The organism is Enterobacter sp. CC120223-11, from assembly GCF_900215375.1.
GTDB lineage: Bacteria > Pseudomonadota > Gammaproteobacteria > Enterobacterales > Enterobacteriaceae > Scandinavium.
The window spans coordinates 255,239-281,362 of the sequence record NZ_OBEF01000003.1 but is presented as its reverse complement, the minus strand read 5'-3'; the positions used below and the strand labels follow the sequence as shown (position 1 = coordinate 281,362).

The following is a 26,124-nucleotide window of genomic DNA, read 5'->3' as shown; positions in this document are numbered from 1 at the left end:
GATGCCGTCAGTAGATAAACGTAGCAATTTACAGCCGTTTTATTTTGTGCTACACAACATACATACAGAGAGTTAATGCATTATAAAAGGAACATGAATGTTTAGTTATTTAGGTGATGGGATTGAACATCTTTATAAGATTTTATGGTTATTAATTGCTCTTCAATTGATTATGTCAGGAGGAATTGGATTTTTATTCAGACTCATCGCAAAACCATTACAAATTGGATTTAACAATAGAAAAATAAGAGAAATGGATCTTCAGCTTTCAGATCTCCAGCTACTAAGGCTATATCATGGTATCAATGTCAGCACTATTGAGGACGCTGAACTTGTAGCACTTGCTATTTCGCGCAATAAATTAAGACCTCAAAAAGTATGGCTGATGCTTTTTTGCCCAATCATAGGTAAAACAAAACATGGCAAATTTGAGTTATTTCTCATGGGGTTTATCTTTACTTACTGTATGTTTAGCGCTTGTTATATTGCGAAAGATGTATCAAAGCTGCGGCATAACTCTGCACTAATAAGTGATGGTAGTGGCAGTGCGTTCATATCAGAGATTTATGTCCGAGACATCAAAAAAAACAAATCTTTTAACAGGTCAGATTGCAAAATCATTTCCGAAAGGAGTTCTTCAATAATTAAAACCGCATGCAAATATCTAATTACTGACGATCCCTATCTAAAAAAAGAGTTATCACTCGCCATTGAAAAAAACAACAACAACCTTGCAATAACAATCTTCACATCGTTATTTTTTCTTTTCATGGCATGTTTGATTGCCTACTCCTACTTAGCGTATAGAGAAATAAACAATACCTTCTATGAATTCAAAAAAGCAGAATGTAAGCATAACAAAATAAAAAAATACAAAGATGCGTTTAAAAATAAAATTAGAAATTAACAAAAAACATCCGCGACCATCTCTTACTCCAGTCAGTCGGAAAATGATGGTCGCTCCACATATTGCACCGACTGACCGTTACGCCTCGTCTAGCCCGTTGAACATTCTCGGACACCCCTAGTTAATGCCCGATTGTCGCATTATTCCTGGTGGTAGCCTGAGCGCTGATATTTTCAATCCGCCATTTCTTGGGTTGATGGCGGAGGTTCTGTATTAGGATTCATTTCTTCACGCGTAGGGGCATCACTCGGTGGCGCTGGATTTTCTCCGTTAGATGATGGCGGTGGCCTTCATAAAGCGGTTAGTGCGCAGCTTCGCGAACATTTCCCGTTTTACCCAGCCCTTTTTGGCGCTTACAGGCGGCATACGGAGTGCCGTCCAGCGCGGTCTGCGTTTTGATAAGGCGCTGCTGTGACGTTCGCCGCGTCCTCGCCACCTCCGCGGCCATCTGTCGTCGCCCGGCTGGAGCAAGCGCGGCATCACCCGGTCAGCTGGTCATCTAAGGGCTTAAACTCATATATTCCATTCACTCACAAGCTCACTGTGTACATAGAGCTGCATCGTGCGCGCCACTGGCTCCGGTGGCTGTGGCTCGGGTGCGTGCTCGATATGCTGCTCGGTACCGACTTCTTTGACGAGGGTACATTCGCTCAGCATCAGGCTGAGGTCAATGCTGTCGTCCTGTCGTCGTTGTTAATATCGGCCTCATAGGTAAAGCCACGCTTGCGCCCCTCGTCGGTGGTCATGATGTCGGCCTGATTGACCCGCAGCCATGCCTGAATCAGTACGAGGGGTCTAAGGCGATGCGAGACTCAAAGGGGCTAAGGAACTTTATGAACCTGTTTTTCTACGCGCCGAACGGAAAAACAGACGGTATTAAAATCGTGCCGCTGAGCGAGGTCGCGACGAAAGATGATTTCTTTAACATTAAGAAAGTCAGCGCCAGTGACCTGCTCGATGCGCACCGCATTCCGTTCCAGCTGATGGGCGGCAAGCCTGAGAATGTCGGCTCAGTGGGCGACGTTGAGAAAGTGGCAAAGGTCTTTGTGCGTAACGAGCTGCGGCCCTTACAGTCGCGATGCATTGAACTGAACGAGTGGGCGGGCGAGGAGATTGTCCGCTTCGAAAAATACACGCTGGATCCTGAAAACGATTAGCACCCCACGCCGCCGAAAGGCGGCTTTTTACTGCCCCGCACCAGAAGCTCCTCAGCAGCACCTCACGTCGACATCACCGCACGACCCCCAACGAATCAACCGCACACGCCACAGCCTCACAGCGAGGCGCTCAGACGCCAATAAATAATAATTAGCACCACGCCCGGCGCGTAATGCTTTCCCCGCCACGCCTGCCCGCTTTATGGGTCGGTTTTAATGCACTTGCAACTTGACATCAAAGCCAGGAGATACATAGCATATGAATGTTAGTTAAAAATGATGAAGCGCATGCAAAAAAATGCAAATTCAAACATGAGTCCCACATTAGAGTGTCTAGATAGATTCTATTTTTAAAAAGGGTCATTTCATGCTTAGTGAAGCACTTATTACCACCACCGTAAAAATTATCGCAACAAAGTTACTAGATGCTGGCACCGGCACATTAAAGCGCAATGGAAATAAAATATTGCGAGCATTAAAAAATGATAAAATATTAGACAAATACACAAAAAATGCAGTCAATCGAGTATTCGTATTCAGGACACTAACACATGGTGACAAAAACGTTTATCTCGATGAAGTCTACTACCCATTAAAACTAAATCACTCAGCTTACAAATCAACTATTGAAGTAAAAGATGGCACTAGATTACCGAATCACAGCCCTATATGCATTATTGGAATCGCGGGTCAGGGTAAAACGACGGTAATGAGGAAGTTGTTTCTTGAAGAGCTAGTTGAACAAGAAACACTTCCTTTTTTCATAAGTCTTCGACAAATAAAAGACTATGAAAATCTAACATGCGAAGAGTTGTTATTGAACCACCTTCAAGCAAATGGAATAAAATGCGACTTAGAGGACGTGATATATTTATGCAACAGCCAGAAAATATCATTTTATTTTGATGGATTTGATGAAATACCGTTCACCCAACGTACCTTAGCTCTTGAAACTATAAATTCCGCCTATGAAAAGTACGGATGTCCTATAATAGTTACCACTCGACCAGAAACTGAAATTACTCGAACTGCCGGATTTGATACTTATAACGTGGATTTTCTAAGAAAAAAAGATATTGATTCAATCTTGAGGAAAACCGTAACAGACAAGGATGCATATGATTTTATAATAAAGCTATTAATAACCAAGGCATTCCTAATGCAAAGCATTAGAACACCTATATTATTAGATATTTTCATTATTACATCCACAGCATTAAGAGAAGATCCAAACTCTATTAGCGATTACTACGATGGTTTGTTTTCAGCACTATTACACAGACACGATCTTATAAAAAATCTTACTCGAACAAAAAAATCAAATTTATCAGACAGAATTCTTGAAAGATGTTTTTCATTATTTAGCTTCTTTTCCCTGATGAATTCAAAAGGGGATTTCTCCAGATCTGAAATTAACGATCTGTTTGCAAAATCAGCATCTGCAATGAAAATTGACAAATCACCAGAAGGCATTGCCGATGATATAATTGATGGCACCAATATACTTGTTAAAGATGGTTACGACAACTATGTGTACATTCATAAATCAATACAAGAATACTTCGCTGCTAAATGTATCTCAACAATGGATGACTCCGCCAAAGCAAATATATATAACAACTTCAAAAACATGCACCAACATCAATTAAGCACAAGCCTGATGATGATGCTTAGTTATTTAGATGGCTTTGATTTTGTTAAGCTTTATATACTTAAAAAATTTCAAGCTGCTGATTGCTTAGAAAACGAATTGATAACCAAGCTAGAAAAAAAAGATTATATTAACCATATCGGAGAATGGGTTCTTGAAATCAATGCAGCGGATAAAAGATGCTCATCATTAACAACGGAGCATACAGGCCCGTGGATGCAAATCGAGCATGTGGAATGTATTTACAGTTATTTGATATCGGACGGAGTGAGGCAATCTCTAGAGTTTGCTGGGAATGAGTTCATGTTAGAACGAGGTGACATCATAGCAGAACACGTTTGCAATGGTGATATAAAACCGCTCCCACCTGAGCACCCTAAAGTTAAAGATACAACCCCAGAGGTTAGCGAAAATTTATTTATAGAACTGTCTTCCGCAAGAAGCATAATCAATAACTATGATGAATTATTCGACGAACCATATGAATCGTACTCTAATAGTGAAATTTTCATAAACAAATATATAAAAGAAAACTACCATGACAAAATAGAGAGTACAACAATCCTAAACAGTATGATTGATAACATCAAATTTAAATAACAGCTTCCCATTGCTGGAACTTACCCCTCCAGCAATGATGGCCATTTAGCTCCCATTTTTTAAATAAACCCTATCCTAAAATTTACATTTCCAACTAAACGAACTCTTCGCTGATATAGCCAAGAAAACACCAAAATATCACTCCACCATCTTCCGTTTACCCGTAATAGAATAATTAAATTGCTGCCCGTCAAAACTGACGGTCGCGCCCCGCGCCAGCGCCTGAAGCTCCCAGCGCTGCAGCGTTATACCCTGCTGCGCCAGCTCGAAGCGGATGCGCGGAATCTGCGCCCGTTAGGCTTTCGTCATTCGCCCTGATGGCGCTATCTGATGCGGCATTAATGGCTCGCCGCTTCTTTGCTGGCGATTTGGTCGCGGTACGTAGTGTTTTAATGCGCCTCTGAGCGCCGTCACGACTTCGGGGTCATCCCATGCGATAACCCGCCATCAACGAGATTTAGCACCGCTGCGGCATGCTCAGACGGTGTAGGGGTCATGACCTGAACGTTACCGCCGGTGAGCTTTCCACACTTATTGACAGGACTCCGAGGCACGGCGAGGCCGCTTTTTAAAGTCAAAGGCTCAACGGCTAAAACCTTTGGAACAATGCGCCAGTCGGCAGACCGGGTGATGTGGATGTGGCTTGCCCCCATGTGAGGGGCATAAAAACCAACGACGCGAATGATATCTTCCTCATGGCCATTTCGTTGGTTTCCTCTGTCATCAGTCCCACCCATTTCAGCCTATTCCCCAGGCACATCCCTGTTTCATGGGTTACACTTTTTATCATGTTGAATAGATGGATAAAAAGATGACCGACTTCCCACCAGGCCTGCTGATCCTCAACGGCAAAAGCGCCGGCAATCCGGAACTGCGCGAAGCCATTAACCAGTTACGCGACCAGGGCGTAGAGATCCACGTGCGAGTCACCTGGGAAAAAGGCGATGCAGCGCGCTATCTGGATGAAGCCTGTGAGTTAGGCGTTGCAACGGTTATTGCTGGCGGCGGCGACGGCACCATCAATGAAGTTGCGACAGCGCTTATTCACTGCAAGCATCCGCACACTCCGGCACTCGGTCTTTTACCGCTCGGCACCGCTAATGATTTTGCCACAAGCGTTGGCGTGCCCGACGAACTTGATAAAGCGCTGAAGCTCGCGATGGCGGGTAACGATACCGCTATCGATATCGCTCAGGTGAACGAGAAAACCTGCTTTATCAATATGGCGACGGGCGGTTTTGGAACCCGCATTACCAGCGAAACGCCGGAGAAGCTTAAGGCAGCCTTGGGTGGCGTCTCCTATCTGATTCATGGCCTGATGCGTCCCGATACCCTGAAAGCCGACCGCTGTGAAATTCGTGGCGAAGGCTTCCACTGGCAGGGCGATGCGCTGGTGATTGGCATTGGCAACGGGCGTCAGGCGGGTGGCGGGCAACAGCTTTGCCCGGAGGCGCTGATCAACGATGGTCTGCTACATCTGCGCATCTTTACAGGCGAAGAGTTGCTTCCGGCCCTGCTCAGCACCCTTTCCAGCCCGCAGGAGAGTCCAAACCTGATTGACGGTGTGTCTTCGTGGTTTGAAATTTCCGCCCCTCACGACATTACCTTTAACCTCGACGGCGAACCGCAAACCGGGCGTGAATTCCGCATTGAAATTCTGCCCAATGCCTTGCGCTGCCGCCTGCCGCCGGGCTGTCCACTGCTGCGCTAGCGGCGGCAAAACACCGACGGTGAACGGCTGGTGTAGAACTGCCAGGTGCTGCTGTTGAGCCTTATGATACTGAAATAGAACGGCAGATTCGGCTTAAGGTAAAAGTCAGGCAGCGTCCTGGTCAGTAGCGGATCAATGGTCGTCTCTCCCCCACTGGAGGCGACATTATCCGACAGCAGAAAATAGTCATTGGCTTTACGGGTGAAGGTAAACCAGGCATTTTGATTAACAACAAGGGTTGCTCCCTTATTGTCCGTAATTTGCCCACGTAAAATAGCCACCCCACGGGAGCCGTTAAAGACATAGCGTACGGAAATATCACCACGGATATCCGGATACTCCATCAGTAATTCCCCGGTGCAGTCAAAATGTGAGCGCTGCCAGTATTGCACCGTAACTGTCACGGCAATCGTCAGCCCGATGGCAATGCCGATCGCCACAATCCATTTTATATTACGCGCCCACATGTCTTGGCTCCGGGAAATAATAATGCGTGACACACTCATTATCACGCCAGCGGCTATATTGCTGTCGGCAGGTCAATGCAGAGATACGCGGAAAATTGGGATACACAGTCAGATAGATCCAGGGATAGCTTTTACAATCAAGGGCCCAGGCCTTAATAAATTGATGATGTAGGTTAAAATCCAGCACGTCCTGGTTGGCGTACCAGTGGCAACCCTTACTTACTGCCAGTGGCTCAAACTGACTCATACGGGTGTCAAACTGTGCCTCCCAGGTTAGCGCGAAGGCAAGCAAACAGCAGGCAATACCCGCCAACAGCCAGACAAGCGTCCTTCTGTATGACCTGGTGAAGATTTGTTTTTCCGGCGTAGTCGCGGGATGTGACGGTGGCTCAGGAAGAGATTCTTCCACTTCCTGAGCTTCCTGTTCGACAACCTCCAGCTGCGACTCCAGGCGGATACCGACCTTCGGCACAGTGACGATCAGCTCCTCGTTGAGGCCAAACTCTTTAAACGCCCGGCGCAGCAAGGAAATATTCTGATAAAAAGTATTGTTCGTGACCTGCGCGCCATTATTTATCCAGACGTGCTGAAAGAAATAATCCCGCTCAATGACCTGGCCCTGCCGCTGAATTAATAACAATAAACAACGACTTGCCGGGTTGCTGAGCGATAAGCGCTTTGCCTCATTTGATTTGGCGTGTAACACGTTACGCTCAGGGGAGAAGACAATGAGGCCCCCGAGCAAAAAGACTTTTGCCATCTTGATCCCTGAATGTGGATTTTTGTCAATTTAGCTGAAGTTAACGCTTTAGTGTTAATTGATTTCAGCCGAAAAACCCCAACGATTTCCTTCATCGTTAATCACGCTAAAGTTTATCTTATTCTGTCGAACAGCAGGAGGGGCCGAATTCAAAATCACACTCTGCGAGTGCGGTGAAAGTACTATTCCACTTGTGGAATACTCTCCCAAAGAAACATCACCCAGAGTTATATTCCATGAACTATCATTTATGGCATAAATAGCTCCATCACCATAGCGAAAGCGCAGAAGATTGATGGATTTTTCAGTCAAGACACCTGTGTTTTTCGGTCGCCATAGGACTTTCAGCTGATTTCTGAGCGCAAGACGCATTTTTTCACCAGCAGGAGCCTCTTTCATCTCTGGCGGGATTTGATAGACGTTCAGCCAGTACAACGACTCACGATCGGTTGCCAGCCCCTTGCCGCTGGTCATGATCCTCAGCTCACGCTGTTCGCCGGGCAAAATCTTCAGTACCGGGGGCAGTACAACAAAAGGCGCACTCGCCTGAGAGGGCCCCTTCAGCGGATCGCCATCGTCCACCCAGCTCTGAAGCACCACCGGATAACTCCCGTCGTTCACCAGTGTCACCGTCCGCTGTGATTCTCCATGGTTGAAAATCACCCGCGTGGTGCTGATGTTCACCGCCGCCTGCGCGCTGAGCGCCAACAGCCACAGGCTACTGAATACGGAGTAAAACTTGCACATGCGACTGGTAACTCCCTGCCGTTATGGTGTCCGCCCCGAAGCTCGCCAGCCGGGCTTCAAAGGCTTCCGTGTAATAATTAATCCCGTTCTGGCTGCCGTTTTGCTGCGTACTGCTGCCTGTGACCGGCATCCAGCCGCCGTCCGTCCCGGTTCCGGCGTTGGATGCGGCCATAAAGCTTATCAGGCTTCCGCCGCGATAAACCTGCACGCCCACGCCTCTGGCATGTCCGACCGCGCCGTATTGCGTGTCCAGCAGCCATGTCACCGTTTTCGGCCCAATCAAACCAAAGCCCCAGGCACTGTTGATGCTGCTATCGGGTGCCAGCAGCCCCATCGCCACATTACCTTTCCCGGCTGCTACGCCCGAAACCACCGTCGACTCACAGGCAAAGCCAATCCGGAACGGCGCGGAGGAGTACTCGCCACGTTTCAACTGGGCCACGGAAATCGGCGGTAAATGCACAACCGGCGTAAAATCCGTTACCTGACACATCGCCCCGCGCTTCACCGTGATCCCATTGTTGTAGAGGCTTATCACGGACGGCCAGTCGTTGGCCCACCCCGCCCAGTTGCCGCCGCGGTGCGGCTGGCCCACTTTGATGTTCCAGGATGAGGTGCCTGGCCCGCGGAATACCACGTAAGCGTTCGGGTTCACGTAGCTGTTAAACGTGGCCGACTGCGCCTGATTGACGAAATAGCTGATATCCAGGGTTTTAATCAGCTCCACGCTGATGGTTGAAAAGTTCTTGGCCTTGATCAGGAAGTTACCGTTGGTATCAACGTCAAGATTCTCCAGCGGGCGCTGCTGCCAGCTGTCGGTAAAAACGCTGCCGGAAGCGTCGTGCGTCAGACGCAGCGCCACATTTTTTATCACTGTCGCATAAGCGCCCGGCACATCGGAAACCTGATACAAGCCCGCGTAGTAGTCATCGCCGTTCATCGACCAGGCCTCATAGAGTTGCCCGGCGGTATCCGGCGTACAGCGGAAGAACACCTGCTCAGGATCGTACCCGCCGCCCTTGTGTGCGTACGTCGTGAATGGGATCCCGCCGCTGGACGTCAGCATCGTGCCCGCAGGCTGGAAGCTGACATTGCTCGTCACGTCGATGGATTTACTCAGACCTGGCAGCACGCCGTTCCATGCGTCGTTGCCGCCGCCAGATCGCCAGTCATTGGCAATGCCGTCACTCTCCGCGCTCAGGCGGTGCGAGCCCTGGGCGCTGTTGCTTCCGCTTTTATACGGATAAACAATGTATTCACATGCCGCCTGTGCCATAGAGGGGCCCAGAGCCAGCAGGATCAGTAATTTTTTCATAAACTTCCCTTCGCCATGCAGGCCTGAGTTAATGCAATGAGCGGCTCCGTCCGCTGTTGCGGGGTGAGCCGCCACGGCAGCACGCAATCGCTGCCTTCCAGTGCCAGCTGGCCCTGCCCGCCTTCCACGCGGACATAAACCTGATTGCCCTGAGCCACCATGCCAACCACACGCCCGCGATCGTCAGTCACGTTTGCGCCCACCGGCAGCGCAGCGTCGCTCTGCACGGTGATTAACAGCGGGTATCCCGCCAGCGTGGCGAAACGCAGTTTGACTGCTGCCCCGGCCATTGGCGCGATGCGCCGCTGGCTTTCCTGAAGCTCTGCGTGGCTATCCATTTCACTGCCGTCGAGCGTCACGCTGTTGTAGCGGTATGGCGTGAGCGAAGGCACCAGCGCATAGCCGCTGCCGTTTACCCTTGCACCCTGCCCGCCGCCGACTCGGGCTCCCTTCGCACCTGGCGCTTCCACCAGGGCAAAGGTGTCACCCACCCACGGGCCAGCCACAACGCCATGACGGTGGACGACCACGGCCCCGCGCACACCTGCTGTCCACTGCTGGTAGCTCTGCGACTGTGAAATGCTGCCGTTCAGCGTGCCGAACGAGGTACTTTTTTGCAGCGAGCCGCTCCAGTCCGTCACGTCGCTGTTGCCCTCCTGCCCCTGTTGCCAGCCGGTGGAAAGCGCATAGTTGAGCGTCTCATCCTGATCAAGCGCGCCTGAAAGCGCCACCTGCGTGTTGCTTCCGGCTTGCTGCGCATGGCTTGCGGATAGCGCCAGCGTATGTTCCCGATCGCCAAAGCTCAGCGGAACGGAGAGCGTCAGCGTCGCCACATTCTCTTTTTGCCCCTGCGCGCCGCTGCCGCTGCGCATCCAGATTTCCTGACGGCTGAAGGAGAAACCCAGAGAGACGCGTCCGACGCTCGTGCTGTACCCGGCCTGCAGCTGTGAGCTGTTTCCGCGGTTGCCGTAGTAATCCATCATCGACCCGGAGAGCCACAGGTTGCCGTAGCCGCCAAGGGTCTGATTGACGGTGGCGGTGAACTGGTTACGCTGGCGCAAAGTGTCCGAACGCCACTGCTCGTCACGCCCTTCCATACTTCGCTCGCCGAGCACGTCGGCATAGTCGCGGTAGCCCTCAGTCGAATAGCGATAGCCCGCCAGCGCCACGTGGGTGCCGAGAGGGGCAAAGGTCTTGCTCCAGTTGGTCTGAAGTCGCCAGCCGCTCAGGGTTTGCGAGCGAATTTTTGCCCGCGACCCTGTCACGTCGACACCAAAAGCGCCAAGCGTTGTCGCCAGCACGCCGCCCATCAGCAGCGCCTGATAATCTTCGCCCACGCGCATCGCGCCATTGGCGGTGAGTAAATTCGTCATCCCTCGTTCAAGGGTGAAATCCGTAAACAGGCTGTCAGCGGCGCTGTAATCGCGGGTTTTCCCGGCGACCAGGCCATAGCGCCAGACGCCCGGACGCAGCGATAAAGGCACGCTGGCGTACGGCACGGTGTAGCCGCTTTTCTTGCCGTCCGCACCGGTGATTTCCACCTGCAAATCGCCATCCCACGCGGTGTTTGGCAAATCGTCGAGCAGAAAAGGGCCTTGCGGGACGCTGGTTTCGTACAGGGTGCGGCCATTCTGTTTGACCACCACACGCGACGGCGTTGAAGCCGTGCCTCGCACTTCCGGCGCATAACCCCGCCGTGACTGCGGCCACATCCGCTGGTCCGTTTCCAGCTTGATGCCGGTAAACGCCATGCTGCCAAGCAGGCTGCCGGGCGTGTAGCTTTCGCCTGCCGTCAGCACACTTTCGAGCTTTGCGATCGGGTGCTGAACCCAGGTTTGCAGCGCGTCCCAGCGCTGAGTTTCGCGATAGTCATCGCGCCGCCAGCTGGCAGAGGACTGCTGGCGGAACTGCCAGCTGCCGATATTGAAGCCACTGTTCAGCCCGAGCCAGCCGTAGTCGCTCTGACGACCGCCGTTTTTATTGTGATACACGTGCAGGTTGTAGTTGCTGAACAGCACGCTCTCGCCGCTCTGCCACTGCGAAGGCGGCACGTAATCCTGCGGCGTTCTTTTCAGCGCCGCCTGGGGCACGCTCAGATTCAGGCGCAGCAGGCCCTGATCGAAATCCCACTGACCGCCGCTGATGCGGGCGTCCGGTGCCAGGCAGGCCTCTGGCTCACTTTCCTGTGCCGATGCCACGCCCTGCTCATCCCAGAATTTGACCGGCAGACAAGGCACGATGCGGCCCTCATCGTTCTGTCGAAACAGCACGTCATCACGGCCCACGTACTGCCTGTTCAGCCAGACATCAACGCTGTATGTTCCTGGCGCAACGGCATCCTGTTGATTAAACTGCGCCAGGCCTTTTTCATACCCGCTGCCAAGCAGCAGGCTCTCATCAAAGGTGTATTCACTGGCTGATGCCGGGGCAACGCTGGGCAGAATCAGCCACCACCAGCGAAAATTACGGGCCGACATTATCCTGATTCCCTACCGCCACACGCCCGTTCAGGGTGGCGCCCTGGTCGTTGATCCAGCGCATTTTCGCTTCGCCAATCTGCGACACGGAAGCCTTCCAGGACACCGTTGTCCAGGGCGCTATCGTTTCGCTCTGAATGCGTTGGTTCTTCCCGGCCCCTTTCACTTCAAGTGAGGAGAGTGCCAGGTAGTAACCGCTGTTGTTGCGCAGGAACAGTTCTCCGCCCTGCAGCCAGACGCGGCTGGTATCCGCCATTTCTAACGGCGACCCCACCAGCCCTTTCGGGCGCACGAATACCTTCACCCGGCTGCGTACCAGCACCAGCAGCTGATTGTCTGCCTGCGTGGCTTTATCCGTCGGTGGGATCTGAATGAAGTTGAACCACCATAGTGACTCCCGATCCTGCGCGACTGGCTTGCCGACATAGCGCAGGCGGACGGTCTGCCCTGCATGGGCCGCCAGCCGGAAGACTGGCGGCGTGGTGACGAAAGGCGCGTTGGCCGTTTGCGGAACAGACTGCGCATTGCCGTCGTCCAGCCACACCTGCACCACGCCCGGAAAATCATCGCGGTTGGTTAACTGGACGCTCACTTCACGGCTGTCGGCCGGGTAAACGATCCGGCTGCCGGTCATCACAACGCTCGCCTGCGCGCTGGCGCACAGCAGCATTCCCGCAAGCACTTTAACGAATCCTTTCATCACGCTTTACTCACTTACAGGTAGGACACGGCGTACTGAACGGTACCCATTACGGTCCCTGCAGTGGCGCCTCCGTTCGGGCTGAAATACTGCACCGCAAAGTCGTGTTCGCCGCTGGTGCTACCGGCCGCAACGGTAATGCCCGCTACGCCACCCGCGTTGCGCAGATCGACAGGCGTGGTGCCCGCATTATCGGTGGTCAGTTGCAGTTCCACATTTTGCGCCGTACCGGTGTTGGCAATGTTGCCGCGCTCGGTCATGTTGCTGGCCACGAAGACCGTTTTAATATCCAGTGCGTCCTCATCGACCGTGCAGCCAGTAACACCCAGGGTGAACGGCGTCAGACCAGCGGAGGACGAGGCCGTCGCCAGTTCACTTTTGGCAACGGAGGGCAGCAATATCACCGGACGGGCATTCACGCCGTTGACGGTGACTTCACAGGTCTGTTCGGTCACTTCACCTTTGAAAGTAATGGTATTTGCGGAATCCGCATTTGCAGCCTGCGCAAATAACAGTGCAATACTGCCGGCAACAAAAAGAGAGCTGGCGTGAGAAGTATTGAATTTCATTTTTTCTTCCTTAATCAATAAATACACTGGCATCCTGACAATGCAGCGCAGTTATTCCTCCGCCTGAGGCGGAATAGTTATTTGCGTGAAGTAAGTAGCCAGATGAGTCTGGTTGCACCATAGGAAAAACCCTACGATGGTTGCTAGTTTAAGAATATTCCTGGTAATTAAAACCTTTGTTTTCTCAAATGAGCAAAAATGCGATCTTAAATAAGATAAAACCTCTTAACAGCAACCCTATCCCTATGTTTTTAAACGAAACAGCATCTCAAGATATGCGTAGTTTATTTTTTTCTTAAAATTGATCAAGATACGAAAAATGAGATGACCCCAGGAATCGGCGACTTATTAATCGCATTTTAATGTGGCGAGGATGTGCTAAATGGATAAACCTCCCTCTGATGAGGGAGGTTTTTTGTCAGGCAATGGTCACTTTGGTATCGAGATAAACATCCTGTACGGAGTTAATTAACTGCACGCCTTCCGCCATGGATTTTTTAAACGCTTTACGGCCAAGAATAAGCCCCATGCCGCCCGCGCGTTTATTAATAACCGCCGTGCGCACCGCATCAGCCTGATCATTATCCCCGGCAGCGCCGCCCGAGTTAATTAGCCCGGCACGACCCATATAGCAATTAGCCAGCTGGTAACGCACCAGATCGATAGGGTTATCGGTGGTCAGCTTGCTGTAAACGCGTTCATCGGTGTAACCGAAGTTGACGGCCTTGTAGCCGCCGTTATTTTCGGCCATTTTTTGCTTCACGATGTCGGCCCCGATGGTCGCCGCCAGGTGGTTGGCCTGCCCGGTCAAATCCGCCGAAACATGATAGTCGACGCCGTCTTTCTTGAAGGCAGAATTTCGCAGATAGGCCCACAGCACGGTCACCATGCCCAGTTCGTGCGCGCGTTCAAAGGCGGCTGAAATCTCCTCAATCTGACGACGTGACTCTTCAGAACCGAAATAGATGGTTGCCCCAACGGCCACGGCACCCATGTTAAAGGCCTGCTCTACGCTGGCGTACAGGGTCTGATCGAAGGTGTTCGGGTAGCTCAGGGTTTCGTTGTGATTGAGCTTCACAAGGAAAGGTATGCGGTGCGCATAGCGGCGCGACACGCTCGCCAGCACGCCATAGGTGGAGGCCACACAGTTACAGCCTGCCTCAATTGCCAGTTCAACGATGTTTTTGGGGTCGAAATAGAGCGGATTTGCAGCAAACGATGCGCCCGCAGAGTGCTCAACGCCCTGGTCTACCGGTAAAATAGAGAGATAGCCGGTGCCTGCCAGACGCCCGGTGTTGTACAACGTCTGCATGTTACGCAGCACAGCAGGGGGACGGTTATTGTCGATCATTACGCGATCGACATAGTCGGGGCCGGGAAGGTAAAGCTGCCCGGACGGAATGGTCATACAACGATGCTGTAAAAGGCTGTCGGCGTCTTTGCCAAGCAACTGCGCAATATCAGTCATGTGATAACTCCCGTAAGTGCCCGTAAAAACGAGCATGAATGTCCTGAGCCTGATTTAAGGCAACCCTAAGCCTGGACCTCTGGCCATGATTTTTCCAGCCGATTCGTGCGCTTTTCGGCACAATCCGCTGGCACGATTCAGGCGTGAAAAAGTGTTAAGTCGCTCAAGGATTCACCACAAAGGTATCTTAAAGGTATTATTCAATGGTAGTGTGCAGGCGTACCTTACCTGTCATGAAGGATTTAAAGATGAAAACTACAGTAAAGCTGTCGTTCATGATGTTCGTGGAGTGGTTTATCTGGGGCGCATGGTTTGTGCCACTGTGGCTGTGGCTCAGTAAAAATGGCTTCAGCGCGGGTGAAATTGGCTGGTCTTATGCCTGTACCGCCATCGCCGCGATCCTCTCACCGATCCTCGTCGGTTCGCTGACGGACCGCTTCTTCCCGGCGCAAAAAGTGCTGGCAGTGCTGATGGTTGCCGGTGCTATCCTGATGTACTTCGCGGCGCAGCAGACCACCTTCAGCGGTTTCTTCCCACTGCTGCTCGGCTACTCGCTGACCTACATGCCGACCATCGCCCTGACCAACAGCATAGCGTTTTCCCATGTGCCGGACGTCGAGCGCGACTTCCCGCGCATCCGCGTGATGGGCACCATCGGCTGGATTGGCTCGGGGCTGGTGTGCGGCTTCTTACCGCAGATGATGGGCTATAACGACATTTCACCCACCAGCATCCCGCTGCTGATCACCGCAGGCAGCTCCGCCCTGCTCGGCGTGTTCGCCCTGTTCCTGCCGGATACACCACCGAAGAGCACCGGCAAACTGAGCCTGAAGGTGATGCTTGGTCTGGACGCGCTGGTTCTGCTGCGCGATAAAAACTTCCTCGTCTTTTTCTTCTGCTCTTTCCTGTTCGCAATGCCGCTGGCGTTCTACTACATCTTCGCCAACGGCTATTTAACCGAAGTGGGAATGCACAACGCCACCGGCTGGATGACCCTCGGCCAGTTCTCTGAAATCTTCTTCATGCTGGCGCTGCCGTTCTTCACTAAGCGTTTTGGTATTAAAAAGGTATTATTGCTGGGCTTAATTACCGCAGCGATTCGCTATGGCTTCTTCGTCTACGGTGGTGCAGAACATTACTTCACCTACGGCCTGCTTTTCCTCGGCATTCTGCTGCACGGCGTGAGCTACGATTTTTACTACGTCACCGCCTATATCTACGTGGATAAAAAGGCGCCGGTACAGATGCGTAACGCCGCACAGGGCCTGATTACGCTCTGCTGCCAGGGCTTCGGCAGCCTGCTCGGCTACCGTCTGGGCGGCGTGATGATGGAAAAAATGTTCGCCTACAAAGAGCCCGTCAACGGACTGACCTTTAACTGGGCCGGGATGTGGACCTTCGGCGCGGTGATGATCGCGGTGATTGCCGTGCTGTTTATGCTGTTCTTCCGTGAATCGGACAGAGAGATTACCGCCATCCACGTTGATAACGACGAGCGCGACATGGCGATGACACATGAGGAAGTGAAATGAAACACCAACGAATTCTCGGCGCCCTTTATGGGCAGGCATTAGGCGATGCGATGGGGATGCCGTCAGAGCTGTGGCCGCGCTCCCGCGTGAAGGCGCACTTCGGCTGGATCGATCGTTTTCTCGATGGCCCGGCGGAAAATAACGCCGCCTGCTATTTCAGTCGGGCGGAGTTTACCGACGACACTTCGATGGCGCTGTGTCTGGCCGACGCGATGATAGAATGCGACGGCGAAATCGTGCCGGACATCATTGGCCGCCATATTCTGAAATGGGCCGAAGGCTTCGATGCCTTCAATAAAAACGTGCTCGGCCCAACGTCTAAAATTGCGCTGAATGCTATCCGTGACGGCAAACCGGTGAGCCAGCTTGAAAACAACGGCGTGACCAACGGCGCCGCGATGCGTGTTTCCCCGCTCGGCTGCGTGCTGCCCACGGCGGATCTGGATGCCTTTATTGATGATGTTGCCCTGGCCTCCAGCCCGACGCACAAATCTGACCTTGCCCTCGCCGGAGCCGTGGCTGTCGGCTGGGCGGTTTCTCGCGCGATTGACGGTGAAAGCTGGCAGAACATTGTGGATGCATTGCCCTCCGTCGCCCGCCACGCCCAGGAAAAACGCGTCACCACTTTCAATGCCTCGCTTGCGATGCGCATTGAGCTGGCGCTGAAAACGGTGCGTGAAGCCAACGGCGTGGAATCCGCCTGCGAGCAGCTCTACCAGCTGGTTGGCGCGGGCACCAGTACCATCGAATCAGTAGCATGTGCCATTGCAATGGTGGAACTGGCCGGAACCGACCCGAACCGCTGCGCGATTCTCTGCGCCAACCTCGGCGGCGACACTGACACCATCGGTGCGATGGCAACCGCCATCTGCGGCGCGCTGCACGGCATTAACGGCATCGACCCGGCGCTCAAGCAGGAGCTGGACGAGGTGAACCAGCTCGACTTTGGCCGCTACGCCGATGCCCTGCTGCGTTTCCGTCAACAGCGGGAGGAACGATGCTGAGCCCGCTTAGAAAACAAAAGCGTCCGGTGACGGTGATTGGCTCGGCGGTGATTGACGTCATCGCCGACGCCTACGCCCTGCCCTGGCGCGGCTGCGATATCGAACTCCAGCAGCAAAGCGTTAATATCGGCGGCTGCGCGCTGAACGTCGCCGTGGCGCTGAAGCGGCTCGGGATTGAGGCCTGCAACGCGCTGCCGCTGGGCCAGGGTGTGTGGGCCGATATCGTGCGCAACAACCTGCAAAAGCAGGACATCAACAGCGTGATTGAAACCGACAAAGGCGACAACGGCTGGTGCCTGGCGCTGGTCGAACCCGATGGCGAACGCACCTTTATGTCCTTTACCGGCGTGGAAAATGCCTGGACGGATGAATGGCTGGCCCGCCTGCCGCGGCACGCCGACGGTCTGGTTTATCTCTCAGGCTATCAGCTCACCGCCGCCTGTGCGGATTTGCTGATTGGCTGGCTGGAATCGACGCCGGGCGTCACGGCGCTTATCGACTTCGGGCCGCGCATTGCCGATATTTCACCCGAACGCTTCGCCCGCATTATGGCCTGCAAGCCGCTTATTACCCTGAATCGCCAGGAAGCGGAGATTGTGGCTGAGGTTTACCAGCTTCCCGCAGAGACTGAAGCCTTAGGCAAAGCCTGGCTCGAGCGCTGGCATGCGCCGCTGATTGTGCGTCAGGATAAAGACGGGGCGTGGTATTTCAGTGAAGAAGCCAGCGGGCACGCGATGGCCTTCCCGGCAACGGTGGTCGACACCATTGGCGCGGGAGACAGCCATGCCGGTGGCGTGCTGGCAGGGCTGGCCTTTGGCAGTTCACTTGCCGAAGCGGTGACCCTGGGTAACGCGGTCGCCAGTTGGGTGGTCAGCCACCGCGGTGGCGACTGCGCGCCGACGGCGGAAGAGTTACTCCTCGCACACAAACACGTATAAATCGCTGCGGCAGTAGCTGATGCTGTACTCAATCGGCCGCTGCTGCTGGTCCAGCGCCACCTGTTTAATCACCAGCACCGGGATTTTGTCATCCATTTTGATGTGCGACTGAAACTCGGCGTCCGGCATCCGGGCGCTGACCCGCGAGCGGGTTCTCTGCGGGAAAATATGCTGACTGCGGAAATAGTCATACAGTGAAATGCCGATGTCTTCGGCGTCGGCAATCAGATGCGACGGCACCCACGACTCCTCAATGGACACCGCCTCTTCATCCACGTAGCGAATGCGCTTGAGTAAAAAAACGTCACTTTTTGGCTCAACCGCCAGCTGCTCTGCCACTTCCGACGGGCATTCCACCACGCGTTTGTTGACCCACAGCGTGTCCGGTTTTTTCCCTCGCAGCACAACCTGCTGAGAAAAACCGCGCGCTTCTTTCAGGGAATACTCGAAGATGTTATTGATCTGCGTGCCGTAGCCACGGGCGCGCGTGACCACGCCCTCGTCTTCCAGAGTCTGCATTGCCTTACGCACGGTAATGCGCGACACCCCGGTGAGCTGGCTGAGATCGCGCTCGCCGGGCAGAATATTGCCGTGCTCCAGCCAGCCGCTGCGCACCGCATTCTTCACCGTTTCGGCAAATTTCAGGTACAGCGGCATGTTGTCGGCGGCGGCGATGCGCTCATTCAGTTGAGCGAGAAGCCGGGTATGCGCTTGTTCCATCTCTGATAATCCTTGCAGACAGTTTCAGCCAGTATACTACCACCAGGCATGGAAATGATGCACCGGACCGATCCCATTCCCCACTTCCAGCGAGTCGGCCTGCGCCAGCGCCGCAGAGAGCCAGCGCTTGGCCTCCGGCACCGTTTCCAGCCAGCCGGAATGACGCGGACGAAGCGCGGCCAGCGCCGCTGAAAGAGTGCATCCTGTGCCATGCGTGTTCTTTGTTGGCACACGCGGCGCGGTGAAACGGTATTCCCCTTCGGCGGTAAACAGCCAGTCGGGACTTTCCGCATCGTCCAGATGCCCGCCCTTCATCAGCACCGCTTCACAGCCCAGCGCCCGCAGCGCCCGGCCCTGCTCCAGCATCTCCTGCTCGTTTCGAGCGTGTGGCGTGTCCAGCAGCGCAGCGGCTTCCGGCAGATTCGGCGTGATTAACGAAACCTGCGGCAGCAGCCTCTTACGCAGCGTGGCAACCGCCGATGCAGAGAGCAGCGGATCGCCGCTTTTCGCCAGCATCACCGTGTCCAGCACCACGTTATGAATCTCATAGCGCGCCAGCCTTTCCGCAACGGCTTCAACAATGTCGGTTTCCGCCAGCATGCCGATTTTTGTGGTGTCGATTCGCACATCGCTGAACACCGAATCGAGCTGTGCGGCAACAAAATCAGGCTCGATGCGATAAACCGACTGCACGCCGCGCGTATTCTGCGCCACCAGCGCGGTGATGACTGAACAGCCGTAAGCGCCCAGCGCCGAGAACGTTTTGAGATCGGCCTGAATACCCGCGCCACCGCTCGGATCGGTCCCGGCAATCGTTAAGGCGTTAATCCGCTTCATGGGCGTCCCTCCGCGTAGAGCGCATCAAGAAATGCGGCGACAAAGCTGCCCGGTCCGGCGCTGTTTTCCGTCGCCGCGCCTCCGGCCTTTTTCATTATTCCACAGGCCGCTGCGACGTTGTCCAGCCGGTCGCCCGGCAGCGCACAGCTTGCCGCCACTACCGCAGATAAAGCGCAGCCGGTACCGACGACCCGCGTCATCAAAGATGAGCCACCGGTCACCATAAGCGTGCGCCTTCCGTCAGTCACATAATCCACCTCGCCCGTTACCACTACGACGGTGGAAATTTGCCGCGCCAGCGCTTGTGCCGCAGGTAGCGCAGCGGCGGCAGTATCAGTGGTATCAACGCCACGTCCGCCCTGGCTCATCCCTGCCAGTGCCATAATTTCGGAAGCGTTGCCGCGAATCGCCGCAGGTTTAAGTGCCAGAAGTTGCTGACAAAACTCAGTGCGCAGCGTCAGCGCACCAACGGCTACAGGGTCCAGCGTCCAGGGTTTGTTGTTGGCGTTTGCGCTTTCCACGGCCACACGCATCGCTGACGCGCGTTCTTTCGTCAGCGTACCGACGTTTATCAGCAACGCATCCGCCAGCGCGGCAAACTGCGGCGCTTCATCGGCATCAATCACCATCGCCGGAGAGGCACCAATAGCCAGCAAAACGTTGGCGGTAAAGGTTTGCACGACGTCATTAGTCATGCAGTGAACGAGCGGCGAACGGGTACGAAAAAGGTGGGAAGTATGCGCGAGCAGCGCAGAATTCAGCAGGTCAGGTGGCATGGTTCGCTCCTGCCAGGCGGCGAAGAAGCGATACCCACGAAGGGTTCTGACTTCCCTACGCTGGCATTATCCAGATCAGGTATTACGGGTATTTCTCAGCCTTCACAAAGAAGGGCACCCCGAGTCATTTGAATCAAATTCTGTGGTTAACGTGACGTTAAACCATGGGGAGGATAATGCTGCGGGCCGAGGATGTAAACACGTCTCTCCGACTTAGCCCTGGCCCTGACGCCCGCGCCACATCTCGCGCGTAATTTCCCACAGTTCTGAATCAAGCTCACCGGATACGTACTGCGCCTTTTCGGTACGAACTAAACGCATCCCGTTTCGCATGGACAGATTTTTGGAACGTTGATTATCAGCAGCTTTTGGCGCCCTGAGAACCTCTTTGTTCAGCGTTTCGAACCAAAACGCATTCACCGCCTCGCAGGCTTCGGCCATCAGCCCCTTCCCCTGCCATTCCGGCACCAGCCAGAAACCACGGTTATTGTCAGGGGTATCCATCAGTGAAATGACGCCAATCAACTCGTTTTCATCTTCTTTGGGGCAAAGGCTCCAAAACCAGCCGGTCCCTTTTTTACTGGCAGCCAGCGCGACGTTATCAACGTAATGCTGCGCAGCCCCCTCCGGAAAAGGCCAGGGCACGGTTGAGATCAGATAGCGCACTATCTCCCAGCGAGGAAATTTGCGCTGGATCTGCTGCGCATCTTCTGAGCGCAGCGGCTTAAGGATAAGCCTGTCAGTGACAATCTCTGGCGTAGCAATCATGATTGTATCCTCCCTGTTTTTAGCCAGCCTGAATGCCTGCCAGCTTCATAAACACCCTTTCATCCCGGACGGCAGTTGATGCCGATGAGAAGCTTGTTCAGATGCCTGAGCCGAAAGAGTAGACGATAGCTTTGAGACCTGCGCGAGATAATTTCCACCTTTTTTTTCGCAGCACATCTGATACTGATTCACAAAGTCAGCGGCGATACACGCGCGATGAAAAGCGCAGCCAGGCCGCAAAGCACAGCAGGAACAGCAGCAGACTCACCCATTCGGGAACGGCGGTTTTGTCGAACACAATCCCCGTCACCGCACATCCTGAAGCCACGACAAGCAGAATACCCAGCGTCTGGCGCGAGCTGAAGCCGCATTTCATGACGATGTGATGGATGTGTCCGCGATCGGGCCTGAACGGACTGGTGCCGCTGCGCAACCGGCGCAGCGAAACCGCACACATATCTGCCAGCGGCACTGCGATCAGCCACAGCGCCGTCGCGGGAGTGATAACAGCCTCATCAGACTGCGTCGCAACGATCAGCAGCCAGACAGCGGCAAAACCGATGACCGTGCTGCCCGCATCACCCATGAAGACTTTGCGTTTTATCCCCCCAACAAGCCCCAGATTGGCGGCCAGATAGGGAAGCAGCGCCAGCACCAGTGCCAGGCACCACTGCCACACATCGTCATTACCGTGATGGAAAAACAGATAACCCAGCGCGCCAAACGTTACGCAGGAAAGCCCACCTAACAGGCCATCGATACCATCAACCATGTTAAAGGCGTTGATAGAGGCCCAGATTGCCAGCAGAGTGAAGAGATAGCAGAGGCTGCCCAGCGTCACTGTGTAGCCCGGCACAATTTCACCGAGCGTCCACAATCCCAATCCCTGATTCATCATCAACCCTGCAGCCGACGCCTGCACAATCACCCTTGGCAGCACCGGCAGATCAAACTTATCATCCAGCACGCCGACCAGCAGCAGTAAAGAGATGCAAACCCAGAAAACTGGCTGATGCGGCAACCACGCCGGGTTTGTCACCTGCAATACGCTCATCGCCACCCAGAGCGAAATCCCGCCGACCAGCGGAATTTGGCCCTGATGCAGTTTGCGGGCGTTCGGTTTGTCCACCAGGCCGATAACCGGCGCGGTTTTTCCTGCAATAGCCAACCCCGCTAAAGCGCTAAGAAGAACCAGTAAAAATGCCATGTTCCTGCTCTCTGTAATACACGTTACCGTCTGGATGAAAATCAGTTCTTGTCGCCATAGCTGTAGCCGTAGTGATCGTAGCCGTAGCCGTATGCCGTACTGGCCCGTTTCACTACGCCGTTGAGGATTGCGCCTTTGATGTTAACGCCCGCCTGCTCCAGGCGATTAACACAGACCGTCATCTCTTTGACGCTGTTCATGCCAAATCGGGCCACCACTAAGCTGGTGCCAGCCTGGCGGCCAATCAACGCGGCATCGGTCACGGCCAGGATCGGCGGCGTGTCGATAATCACCATGTCGTAACGCTCATTTGCCCAGGTGAGGATTTGCGTAAAGCGTTCATGCATCAGCAACTCGGCCGGGTTGGGTGGCACCTGGCCACGGGTGATAACGTCAAACCCGCCCTTGTCGAAGGTTTGCACCACATTTTCCACCGCCATTTTGCCCGCCAGGGCATCGGACAGCCCCTGCGCATTCTCAATGCCAAACAGATCGTGGGCGTAGCCGCGACGCATATCGGCATCGATAAACAACACTTTCTGCTCCGACTGCGCCACGATCGCCGCCAGCGTGCTGCTGACGAAGGTTTTGCCGCTGTCCGGCGTCGCCCCGGAGATCATCAGGATATTATTGCTCGACTCCATCATGGCGAAATGCAGGCTGGTGCGCAGGCCCCGCACGGCCTCGACGGAGAGATCTATCGGGTTATCCACGGCGAGGAACGGCACGTTTTTCGTCTTGTGGCGGAAAGTCGTTGAAAAGACATTTTTGCTACGCAGTCGGGTGCGCTTCGCCAGCCATTCAGAGATGGGCACCGTGGCATAAACGTTGATTCCCTGCTCTTCCAGCTGCTCCGGCGATTCAATTCCACGGCGCAGCAGCGAGCGGGCCAACACCAGTCCGGTCGATACAAACAGTCCCAGCATCAGACCCATAATCACAATAAGGGCCTTTTTAGGCTTAATCGGCTTTGGCATCACCATCGCCGAATCAATAATGCGCACATTACCAATCGCGCTCGATTGGGCGATGCTCAGCTCCTGCTGGCGGTTCAGCAGTTGCAGATAAACGGCACGTCCGGACTCCACGTCACGGCTCAGGCGCAGCACCTGTTGCTGCGTGGAAGGCATCGAAGAAACTCGCTTGTTCAAACGGGCTTTTTCCTGCTCCAGCGTCTGTCGCTTATCCATCAGCGCCTTGTAGGTCGGGTGATCTTTTTTGTAGAGCTGGGAAATTTCAGCTTCACGGAAGGTCAGCTCATTGAGCTGATTATCCGCGTTGACAATCTGTTCGAGCACCGACTTTGCTTCGAGGTTAAGATCCACGGAATCGCGCTCTTTTCGATAGCCGTTGAGCTTGTCTTCCGCCTCATCGAGTTCGCCACGCACCTGCGGCAATTGCTGCTGAAGAAACGCCAGACTCTTTGAATCCTGCGCCGCCTGGCGGGCAATATTCTGCTGCAAATAGTTATCGGCAATGTTGTTGACGATAGAAGCAATACGCTTCTGATCTTCCCCGATCATCGTCAGGCCCAGCATGCCGCTGTCTTTGCTGCGCTCGTTGACGCTGAACCGCTGTTGCAGTTCATCGAGGGCTTCAAGCTCTGTCTGCTGACGCAGCAGGAACTGGGTTCCCGGCAGAGCCTTAATGTCGCCAACCTTCAAGGAAACTCCGTCTTTATCGAGCAGCTGACCGGTTTTACCTTCGGCGCTAAAGCCCTCGCCTTCGAGCAGGTAGTGGCCTTTTTCTCCGACGGTCAGCGTTAACGTACGATCCTGGCCCGGCGAGGAAGGTATCGACATCCACGAAATTGCGATCGCCCCTGGCGTTTGCCCGCTGAGACGCGCCCAGCCACGACCAAATACCGGGAAATATTTCTGCTGTACCTGATTACGCAGGCTGAGATCGTCAATAGTTTTGCTGAGGATCATTCGCGATTGCAGCAGTTGCATCTCGGGAGCCGACTCCGGTGACCCCGTCGGGATCATCGAGCTGAGGCTGCTCAACAGGGAGTTACCCTGCTTCTGTTCAACCTGAATAAGCGCGTCCGCCTGATAAATCGGGGCAGCGAACAGCGCATATATCAGCGCGACGACCGTAAACAGGCCAGTGAGGCTGATAATAGTCAGGCGGTTATCAATCAACTCGCCAAGCAGGCGAACAAGATCGATTTCCTGTCCGGAAGCAGAAGCGGCGTTCTGCGAGTTAAGGGTGTTCGTCGACATAGTAGTCATTCCGTGGTTTTGCTGAGCTTATCGGCCCATTGCTGACAGGCCAGCTCCAGCAGGCCATAGACGTGTTCAAACGCTTCCTGGTTCTTACGGTAGGGATCCGGTATCTCCTTCCCTCCCATCCACTGGCCCAGCAGCAGGGTTTTCCCGCGAGCTTCTGGCGCAATCGTGGTGACTTGGGCGATATGTTCCGGCTCCATAACCAGAATCAAATCGTATTCCCGCGCCACAGCGGGCGTCAGCTTACGTGCAATATGGCCTTCAAGAGACAGACCCTTTGCCGCGGCAACCTTCAAAGCCGTGCTCTCGGCCGGTTCCCCGCTCAGGCCGAAGGTTCCGGCTGAATCCACTTTTAGCTCCGGGAGCATTCGCCGCAGCATGCGCTCCCCCGTTGGCGAGCGACAAATATTGCCGGTGCAGACAACCAGGATCGACGTAAAGGTTAATTTGGCCATGTTTTGATGAACCTCGCCGTTTCAGTCAGATCGTGAACGCCGCTGATGGTCGGCACCAGCTGCGAAATAACGCGGTTCCAGCGCACCAGCGGCGCGGTGGTAACGTACACAATGTCGTAAGGCTCAAGACGGAATTCCGTGCCAAGTACCATCGCAGAAGCATCCTGAGCATTAAGCTGATAAATGCTGGCGATTTTGCCGCCCTGTTTGCCTTTCAGGGAACGAATCACAAAGACCCCGGTAGCGTCCGACATCTCCTGCTTCAGGCCCTCGGCATTGCCCAGTGCCTCCGCAAGCGTCATTCCGCTACGGTCCATTTTCAGAGTGGCCTGTTTGCCAACTTCACCCATCACAAACACTTTCAGGTCATCGTTGCGGGGAATGAACAGGATGTCGCCCGGATGGAGCAGCTTATTCTGGGTAAGGTCGCCGCGCTGCATCAGGGCATAGAGGGAGATACGACTCTCCTCGCCTTTGTGGGTCAGCACCACGTTGCGCCAGTCAGCATCAGCGGTCAGGCCGCCGGCGGCGTTAATGGCATCCATAATGGTCAGGGGAATGTTGGTGATCGGCTGCTGGCCGGACTTCGCCACTTCACCGGTCACATAGGCTTTCTGCGAGCGAAATGCCGCAATGCTCACGTCCACCTGCGGGCTTTCAATCACCTTATCCAGACTGGCGGTGATCGCCTGACGCACTTCGGTCAGGGTTTTGCCTGCCACTTTGAGTCGACCGATATAGGGGTAAAAAATAGCGCCATCTGCGTTAACCCAGTTACCTGTATCGCTTGCGCTACGGTATTGCCCTGCGGGCGTAGTAAGTTCAGGGTGGTCCCAGACGGTGACCATCAGCACATCACCCACGCCAATGCGGTACTCATAATTTTGCAGATGAGCATCCAGGTCAGGGTTAGCCCGGGAGGTCACCGGCTGAGGGCGCATGCTATCAACCAGCCCCGGCGTCATTGGGTAGATGTTCACCATTTTATTGATGTCATAGTTGCTGTCAGGCTGTTCAATGACATCTTTGCCACGGAGGTTTAATCCCTGCCCGGGTACGACCGTACAGCCGCTAAGTGCAACCAGCGTGAGCGCCAGCAGAGAATATTTCAGAGTTCGCTTTTTCAT

23 protein-coding genes, 3 pseudogenes and 1 riboswitch are annotated in these 26,124 nt (G+C 54.0%); of the genes and pseudogenes, 7 read left to right on the top strand and 19 right to left on the bottom strand.

Annotated features, from left to right (window positions below):
- Nucleotides 1-97 precede the first annotated feature (97 nt).
- Nucleotides 98-907: a hypothetical protein gene (locus CRO87_RS05420; protein WP_097161903.1), complete on the top strand. Its 810-nt coding sequence runs from the start codon at nt 98-100 to the stop codon at nt 905-907.
- 282 nt (nt 908-1,189) lie between these two features.
- Here CRO87_RS05420 and CRO87_RS05415 read toward each other — a convergent pair.
- Nucleotides 1,190-1,428, bottom strand: a pseudogene (locus CRO87_RS05415) (phage virion morphogenesis protein); the annotation flags it as partial.
- 135 nt (nt 1,429-1,563) lie between these two features.
- The gene (locus CRO87_RS22865; protein ID WP_255252488.1) at nt 1,564-1,653 is read right to left on the bottom strand and encodes a hypothetical protein; all 90 of its coding nucleotides are present in this window, start codon (nt 1,651-1,653) and stop codon (nt 1,564-1,566) included.
- 54 nt (nt 1,654-1,707) lie between these two features.
- Between CRO87_RS22865 and CRO87_RS05410 the strand changes: the two are divergent.
- Nucleotides 1,708-2,064, top strand: a pseudogene (locus CRO87_RS05410) (Presumed portal vertex protein); the annotation flags it as partial.
- A 367-nt stretch (nt 2,065-2,431) separates the two neighbouring features.
- Nucleotides 2,432-4,315, top strand: coding sequence for an NACHT domain-containing NTPase (locus CRO87_RS05405; protein WP_097161902.1), 1,884 nt, complete (start codon nt 2,432-2,434; stop codon nt 4,313-4,315).
- A 138-nt stretch (nt 4,316-4,453) separates the two neighbouring features.
- Here the strand turns inward: CRO87_RS05405 and CRO87_RS22860 are convergent.
- A pseudogene (locus CRO87_RS22860) lies at nt 4,454-5,028 on the bottom strand (replication endonuclease); the annotation flags it as partial.
- Nucleotides 5,029-5,126: 98 nt separating this feature from the next.
- Between CRO87_RS22860 and yegS the strand changes: the two are divergent.
- Entirely contained in the window at nt 5,127-6,026 is a 900-nt protein-coding gene (gene yegS, locus CRO87_RS05395) for a lipid kinase YegS (protein ID WP_097161901.1), read from the top strand.
- On the opposite strand, the gene CRO87_RS05390 is transcribed toward yegS, so the two are convergent.
- From CRO87_RS05390 to fbaB, 8 genes are all read right to left on the bottom strand, one after another.
- Nucleotides 6,023-6,493, bottom strand: coding sequence for a hypothetical protein (locus CRO87_RS05390; protein WP_255252487.1), 471 nt, complete (start codon nt 6,491-6,493; stop codon nt 6,023-6,025). The two genes, yegS and CRO87_RS05390, sit on opposite strands and share 4 nt — an antisense overlap.
- Nucleotides 6,480-7,253, bottom strand: coding sequence for a transcriptional regulator (locus CRO87_RS05385; protein ID WP_097161900.1), 774 nt, complete (start codon nt 7,251-7,253; stop codon nt 6,480-6,482). The genes CRO87_RS05390 and CRO87_RS05385 overlap by 14 nt, the downstream gene beginning before the upstream one ends.
- 54 nt (nt 7,254-7,307) lie before the next feature.
- The gene (locus CRO87_RS05380) at nt 7,308-8,000 is read right to left on the bottom strand and encodes a molecular chaperone (protein WP_255252486.1); all 693 of its coding nucleotides are present in this window, start codon (nt 7,998-8,000) and stop codon (nt 7,308-7,310) included.
- Nucleotides 7,972-9,315 (bottom strand): fimbrial protein, encoded by a 1,344-nt coding sequence (locus CRO87_RS05375; protein WP_097161899.1) that lies wholly within the window; start codon nt 9,313-9,315, stop codon nt 7,972-7,974. The genes CRO87_RS05380 and CRO87_RS05375 overlap by 29 nt, the downstream gene beginning before the upstream one ends.
- On the bottom strand, nt 9,312-11,792 hold the full coding sequence (locus CRO87_RS05370) for a fimbria/pilus outer membrane usher protein (protein ID WP_097161898.1): 2,481 nt from the start codon (nt 11,790-11,792) through the stop codon (nt 9,312-9,314). Before CRO87_RS05370 ends, CRO87_RS05375 begins: the two co-directional genes overlap by 4 nt.
- Nucleotides 11,779-12,492, bottom strand: a complete 714-nt coding sequence (locus CRO87_RS05365; protein ID WP_255252485.1) for a molecular chaperone — start codon at nt 12,490-12,492, stop codon at nt 11,779-11,781. Before CRO87_RS05365 ends, CRO87_RS05370 begins: the two co-directional genes overlap by 14 nt.
- 14 nt (nt 12,493-12,506) lie before the next feature.
- On the bottom strand, nt 12,507-13,061 hold the full coding sequence (locus CRO87_RS05360; RefSeq protein ID WP_097161896.1) for a fimbrial protein: 555 nt from the start codon (nt 13,059-13,061) through the stop codon (nt 12,507-12,509).
- A gap of 418 nt (nt 13,062-13,479) precedes the next feature.
- Nucleotides 13,480-14,529 (bottom strand): class I fructose-bisphosphate aldolase, encoded by a 1,050-nt coding sequence (gene fbaB / locus CRO87_RS05355; protein ID WP_097161984.1) that lies wholly within the window; start codon nt 14,527-14,529, stop codon nt 13,480-13,482.
- Between the two features lie 203 nt (nt 14,530-14,732).
- Here fbaB and CRO87_RS05350 point away from each other — a divergent pair, with 203 nt between their 5' ends.
- From CRO87_RS05350 to CRO87_RS05340, 3 genes are read left to right on the top strand one after another with little or no spacing between them, the layout of a single operon-like run.
- The gene (locus CRO87_RS05350; protein ID WP_097161895.1) at nt 14,733-16,061 is read left to right on the top strand and encodes a nucleoside permease; all 1,329 of its coding nucleotides are present in this window, start codon (nt 14,733-14,735) and stop codon (nt 16,059-16,061) included.
- Entirely contained in the window at nt 16,058-17,065 is a 1,008-nt protein-coding gene (locus tag CRO87_RS05345) for an ADP-ribosylglycohydrolase family protein (RefSeq protein ID WP_097161894.1), read from the top strand. The genes CRO87_RS05350 and CRO87_RS05345 overlap by 4 nt, the downstream gene beginning before the upstream one ends.
- The gene (locus CRO87_RS05340; RefSeq protein WP_097161893.1) at nt 17,059-18,003 is read left to right on the top strand and encodes a PfkB family carbohydrate kinase; all 945 of its coding nucleotides are present in this window, start codon (nt 17,059-17,061) and stop codon (nt 18,001-18,003) included. Before CRO87_RS05345 ends, CRO87_RS05340 begins: the two co-directional genes overlap by 7 nt.
- Here the strand turns inward: CRO87_RS05340 and CRO87_RS05335 are convergent.
- The 8 genes from CRO87_RS05335 to CRO87_RS05300 all read right to left on the bottom strand — a co-directional run bounded on the left by CRO87_RS05335 (nt 17,977) and on the right by CRO87_RS05300 (nt 26,124).
- A complete protein-coding gene (locus tag CRO87_RS05335) occupies nt 17,977-18,723 on the bottom strand; it encodes a GntR family transcriptional regulator (protein ID WP_097161892.1) in 747 nt (248 codons plus the stop codon). The two genes, CRO87_RS05340 and CRO87_RS05335, sit on opposite strands and share 27 nt — an antisense overlap.
- 36 nt (nt 18,724-18,759) lie before the next feature.
- Nucleotides 18,760-19,560: a bifunctional hydroxymethylpyrimidine kinase/phosphomethylpyrimidine kinase gene (thiD, locus tag CRO87_RS05330; protein ID WP_097161891.1), complete on the bottom strand. Its 801-nt coding sequence runs from the start codon at nt 19,558-19,560 to the stop codon at nt 18,760-18,762.
- Nucleotides 19,557-20,336, bottom strand: a complete 780-nt coding sequence (gene thiM, locus CRO87_RS05325) for a hydroxyethylthiazole kinase (RefSeq protein WP_097161890.1) — start codon at nt 20,334-20,336, stop codon at nt 19,557-19,559. Before thiM ends, thiD begins: the two co-directional genes overlap by 4 nt.
- Before the next feature lie 35 nt (nt 20,337-20,371).
- A riboswitch (TPP riboswitch) is annotated at nt 20,372-20,468 on the bottom strand.
- 81 nt (nt 20,469-20,549) lie between these two features.
- Nucleotides 20,550-21,104: a GNAT family N-acetyltransferase gene (locus tag CRO87_RS05320; protein WP_097161889.1), complete on the bottom strand. Its 555-nt coding sequence runs from the start codon at nt 21,102-21,104 to the stop codon at nt 20,550-20,552.
- A 196-nt stretch (nt 21,105-21,300) separates the two neighbouring features.
- Nucleotides 21,301-22,311, bottom strand: coding sequence for a UDP-N-acetylglucosamine--undecaprenyl-phosphate N-acetylglucosaminephosphotransferase (wecA, locus tag CRO87_RS05315; protein ID WP_097161888.1), 1,011 nt, complete (start codon nt 22,309-22,311; stop codon nt 21,301-21,303).
- A gap of 41 nt (nt 22,312-22,352) precedes the next feature.
- Nucleotides 22,353-24,536, bottom strand: coding sequence for a tyrosine-protein kinase (etk, locus tag CRO87_RS05310; RefSeq protein ID WP_097161887.1), 2,184 nt, complete (start codon nt 24,534-24,536; stop codon nt 22,353-22,355).
- Nucleotides 24,537-24,541: 5 nt separating this feature from the next.
- Complete coding sequence (locus CRO87_RS05305) at nt 24,542-24,997, bottom strand: protein tyrosine phosphatase (protein WP_097161886.1); 456 nt, start codon at nt 24,995-24,997, stop codon at nt 24,542-24,544.
- Nucleotides 24,985-26,124 (bottom strand): polysaccharide export protein, encoded by a 1,140-nt coding sequence (locus tag CRO87_RS05300; RefSeq protein ID WP_097161885.1) that lies wholly within the window; start codon nt 26,122-26,124, stop codon nt 24,985-24,987. Before CRO87_RS05300 ends, CRO87_RS05305 begins: the two co-directional genes overlap by 13 nt.

Bases quoted from the DNA above. Each gene is read 5' to 3' on its own strand.
- CRO87_RS05350 (WP_097161895.1), top strand. From the start codon at position 14,733: ATGGTAGTGTGCAGGCGTACCTTACCTGTCATGAAGGATTTAAAGATG.
- CRO87_RS05320 (WP_097161889.1), bottom strand. From the start codon at position 21,104: ATGATTGCTACGCCAGAGATTGTCACTGACAGGCTTATCCTTAAGCCG.
- CRO87_RS05345 (WP_097161894.1), top strand. From the start codon at position 16,058: ATGAAACACCAACGAATTCTCGGCGCCCTTTATGGGCAGGCATTAGGC.
- CRO87_RS05305 (WP_097161886.1), bottom strand. From the start codon at position 24,997: ATGGCCAAATTAACCTTTACGTCGATCCTGGTTGTCTGCACCGGCAAT.
- CRO87_RS05385 (WP_097161900.1), bottom strand. From the start codon at position 7,253: ATGGCAAAAGTCTTTTTGCTCGGGGGCCTCATTGTCTTCTCCCCTGAG.
- CRO87_RS05390 (WP_255252487.1), bottom strand. From the start codon at position 6,493: ATGTGGGCGCGTAATATAAAATGGATTGTGGCGATCGGCATTGCCATC.
- CRO87_RS22865 (WP_255252488.1), bottom strand. From the start codon at position 1,653: ATGACCACCGACGAGGGGCGCAAGCGTGGCTTTACCTATGAGGCCGAT.
- CRO87_RS05340 (WP_097161893.1), top strand. From the start codon at position 17,059: ATGCTGAGCCCGCTTAGAAAACAAAAGCGTCCGGTGACGGTGATTGGC.
- CRO87_RS05365 (WP_255252485.1), bottom strand. From the start codon at position 12,492: ATGAAAGGATTCGTTAAAGTGCTTGCGGGAATGCTGCTGTGCGCCAGC.
- CRO87_RS05405 (WP_097161902.1), top strand. From the start codon at position 2,432: ATGCTTAGTGAAGCACTTATTACCACCACCGTAAAAATTATCGCAACA.
- thiM (WP_097161890.1), bottom strand. From the start codon at position 20,336: ATGCCACCTGACCTGCTGAATTCTGCGCTGCTCGCGCATACTTCCCAC.
- fbaB (WP_097161984.1), bottom strand. From the start codon at position 14,529: ATGACTGATATTGCGCAGTTGCTTGGCAAAGACGCCGACAGCCTTTTA.
- etk (WP_097161887.1), bottom strand. From the start codon at position 24,536: ATGTCGACGAACACCCTTAACTCGCAGAACGCCGCTTCTGCTTCCGGA.
- CRO87_RS05375 (WP_097161899.1), bottom strand. From the start codon at position 9,315: ATGAAAAAATTACTGATCCTGCTGGCTCTGGGCCCCTCTATGGCACAG.
- wecA (WP_097161888.1), bottom strand. From the start codon at position 22,311: ATGGCATTTTTACTGGTTCTTCTTAGCGCTTTAGCGGGGTTGGCTATT.
- CRO87_RS05420 (WP_097161903.1), top strand. From the start codon at position 98: ATGTTTAGTTATTTAGGTGATGGGATTGAACATCTTTATAAGATTTTA.
- CRO87_RS05380 (WP_255252486.1), bottom strand. From the start codon at position 8,000: ATGTGCAAGTTTTACTCCGTATTCAGTAGCCTGTGGCTGTTGGCGCTC.
- CRO87_RS05335 (WP_097161892.1), bottom strand. From the start codon at position 18,723: ATGGAACAAGCGCATACCCGGCTTCTCGCTCAACTGAATGAGCGCATC.
- yegS (WP_097161901.1), top strand. From the start codon at position 5,127: ATGACCGACTTCCCACCAGGCCTGCTGATCCTCAACGGCAAAAGCGCC.
- CRO87_RS05360 (WP_097161896.1), bottom strand. From the start codon at position 13,061: ATGAAATTCAATACTTCTCACGCCAGCTCTCTTTTTGTTGCCGGCAGT.
- CRO87_RS05370 (WP_097161898.1), bottom strand. From the start codon at position 11,792: ATGTCGGCCCGTAATTTTCGCTGGTGGTGGCTGATTCTGCCCAGCGTT.
- CRO87_RS05300 (WP_097161885.1), bottom strand. From the start codon at position 26,124: ATGAAAAAGCGAACTCTGAAATATTCTCTGCTGGCGCTCACGCTGGTT.
- thiD (WP_097161891.1), bottom strand. From the start codon at position 19,560: ATGAAGCGGATTAACGCCTTAACGATTGCCGGGACCGATCCGAGCGGT.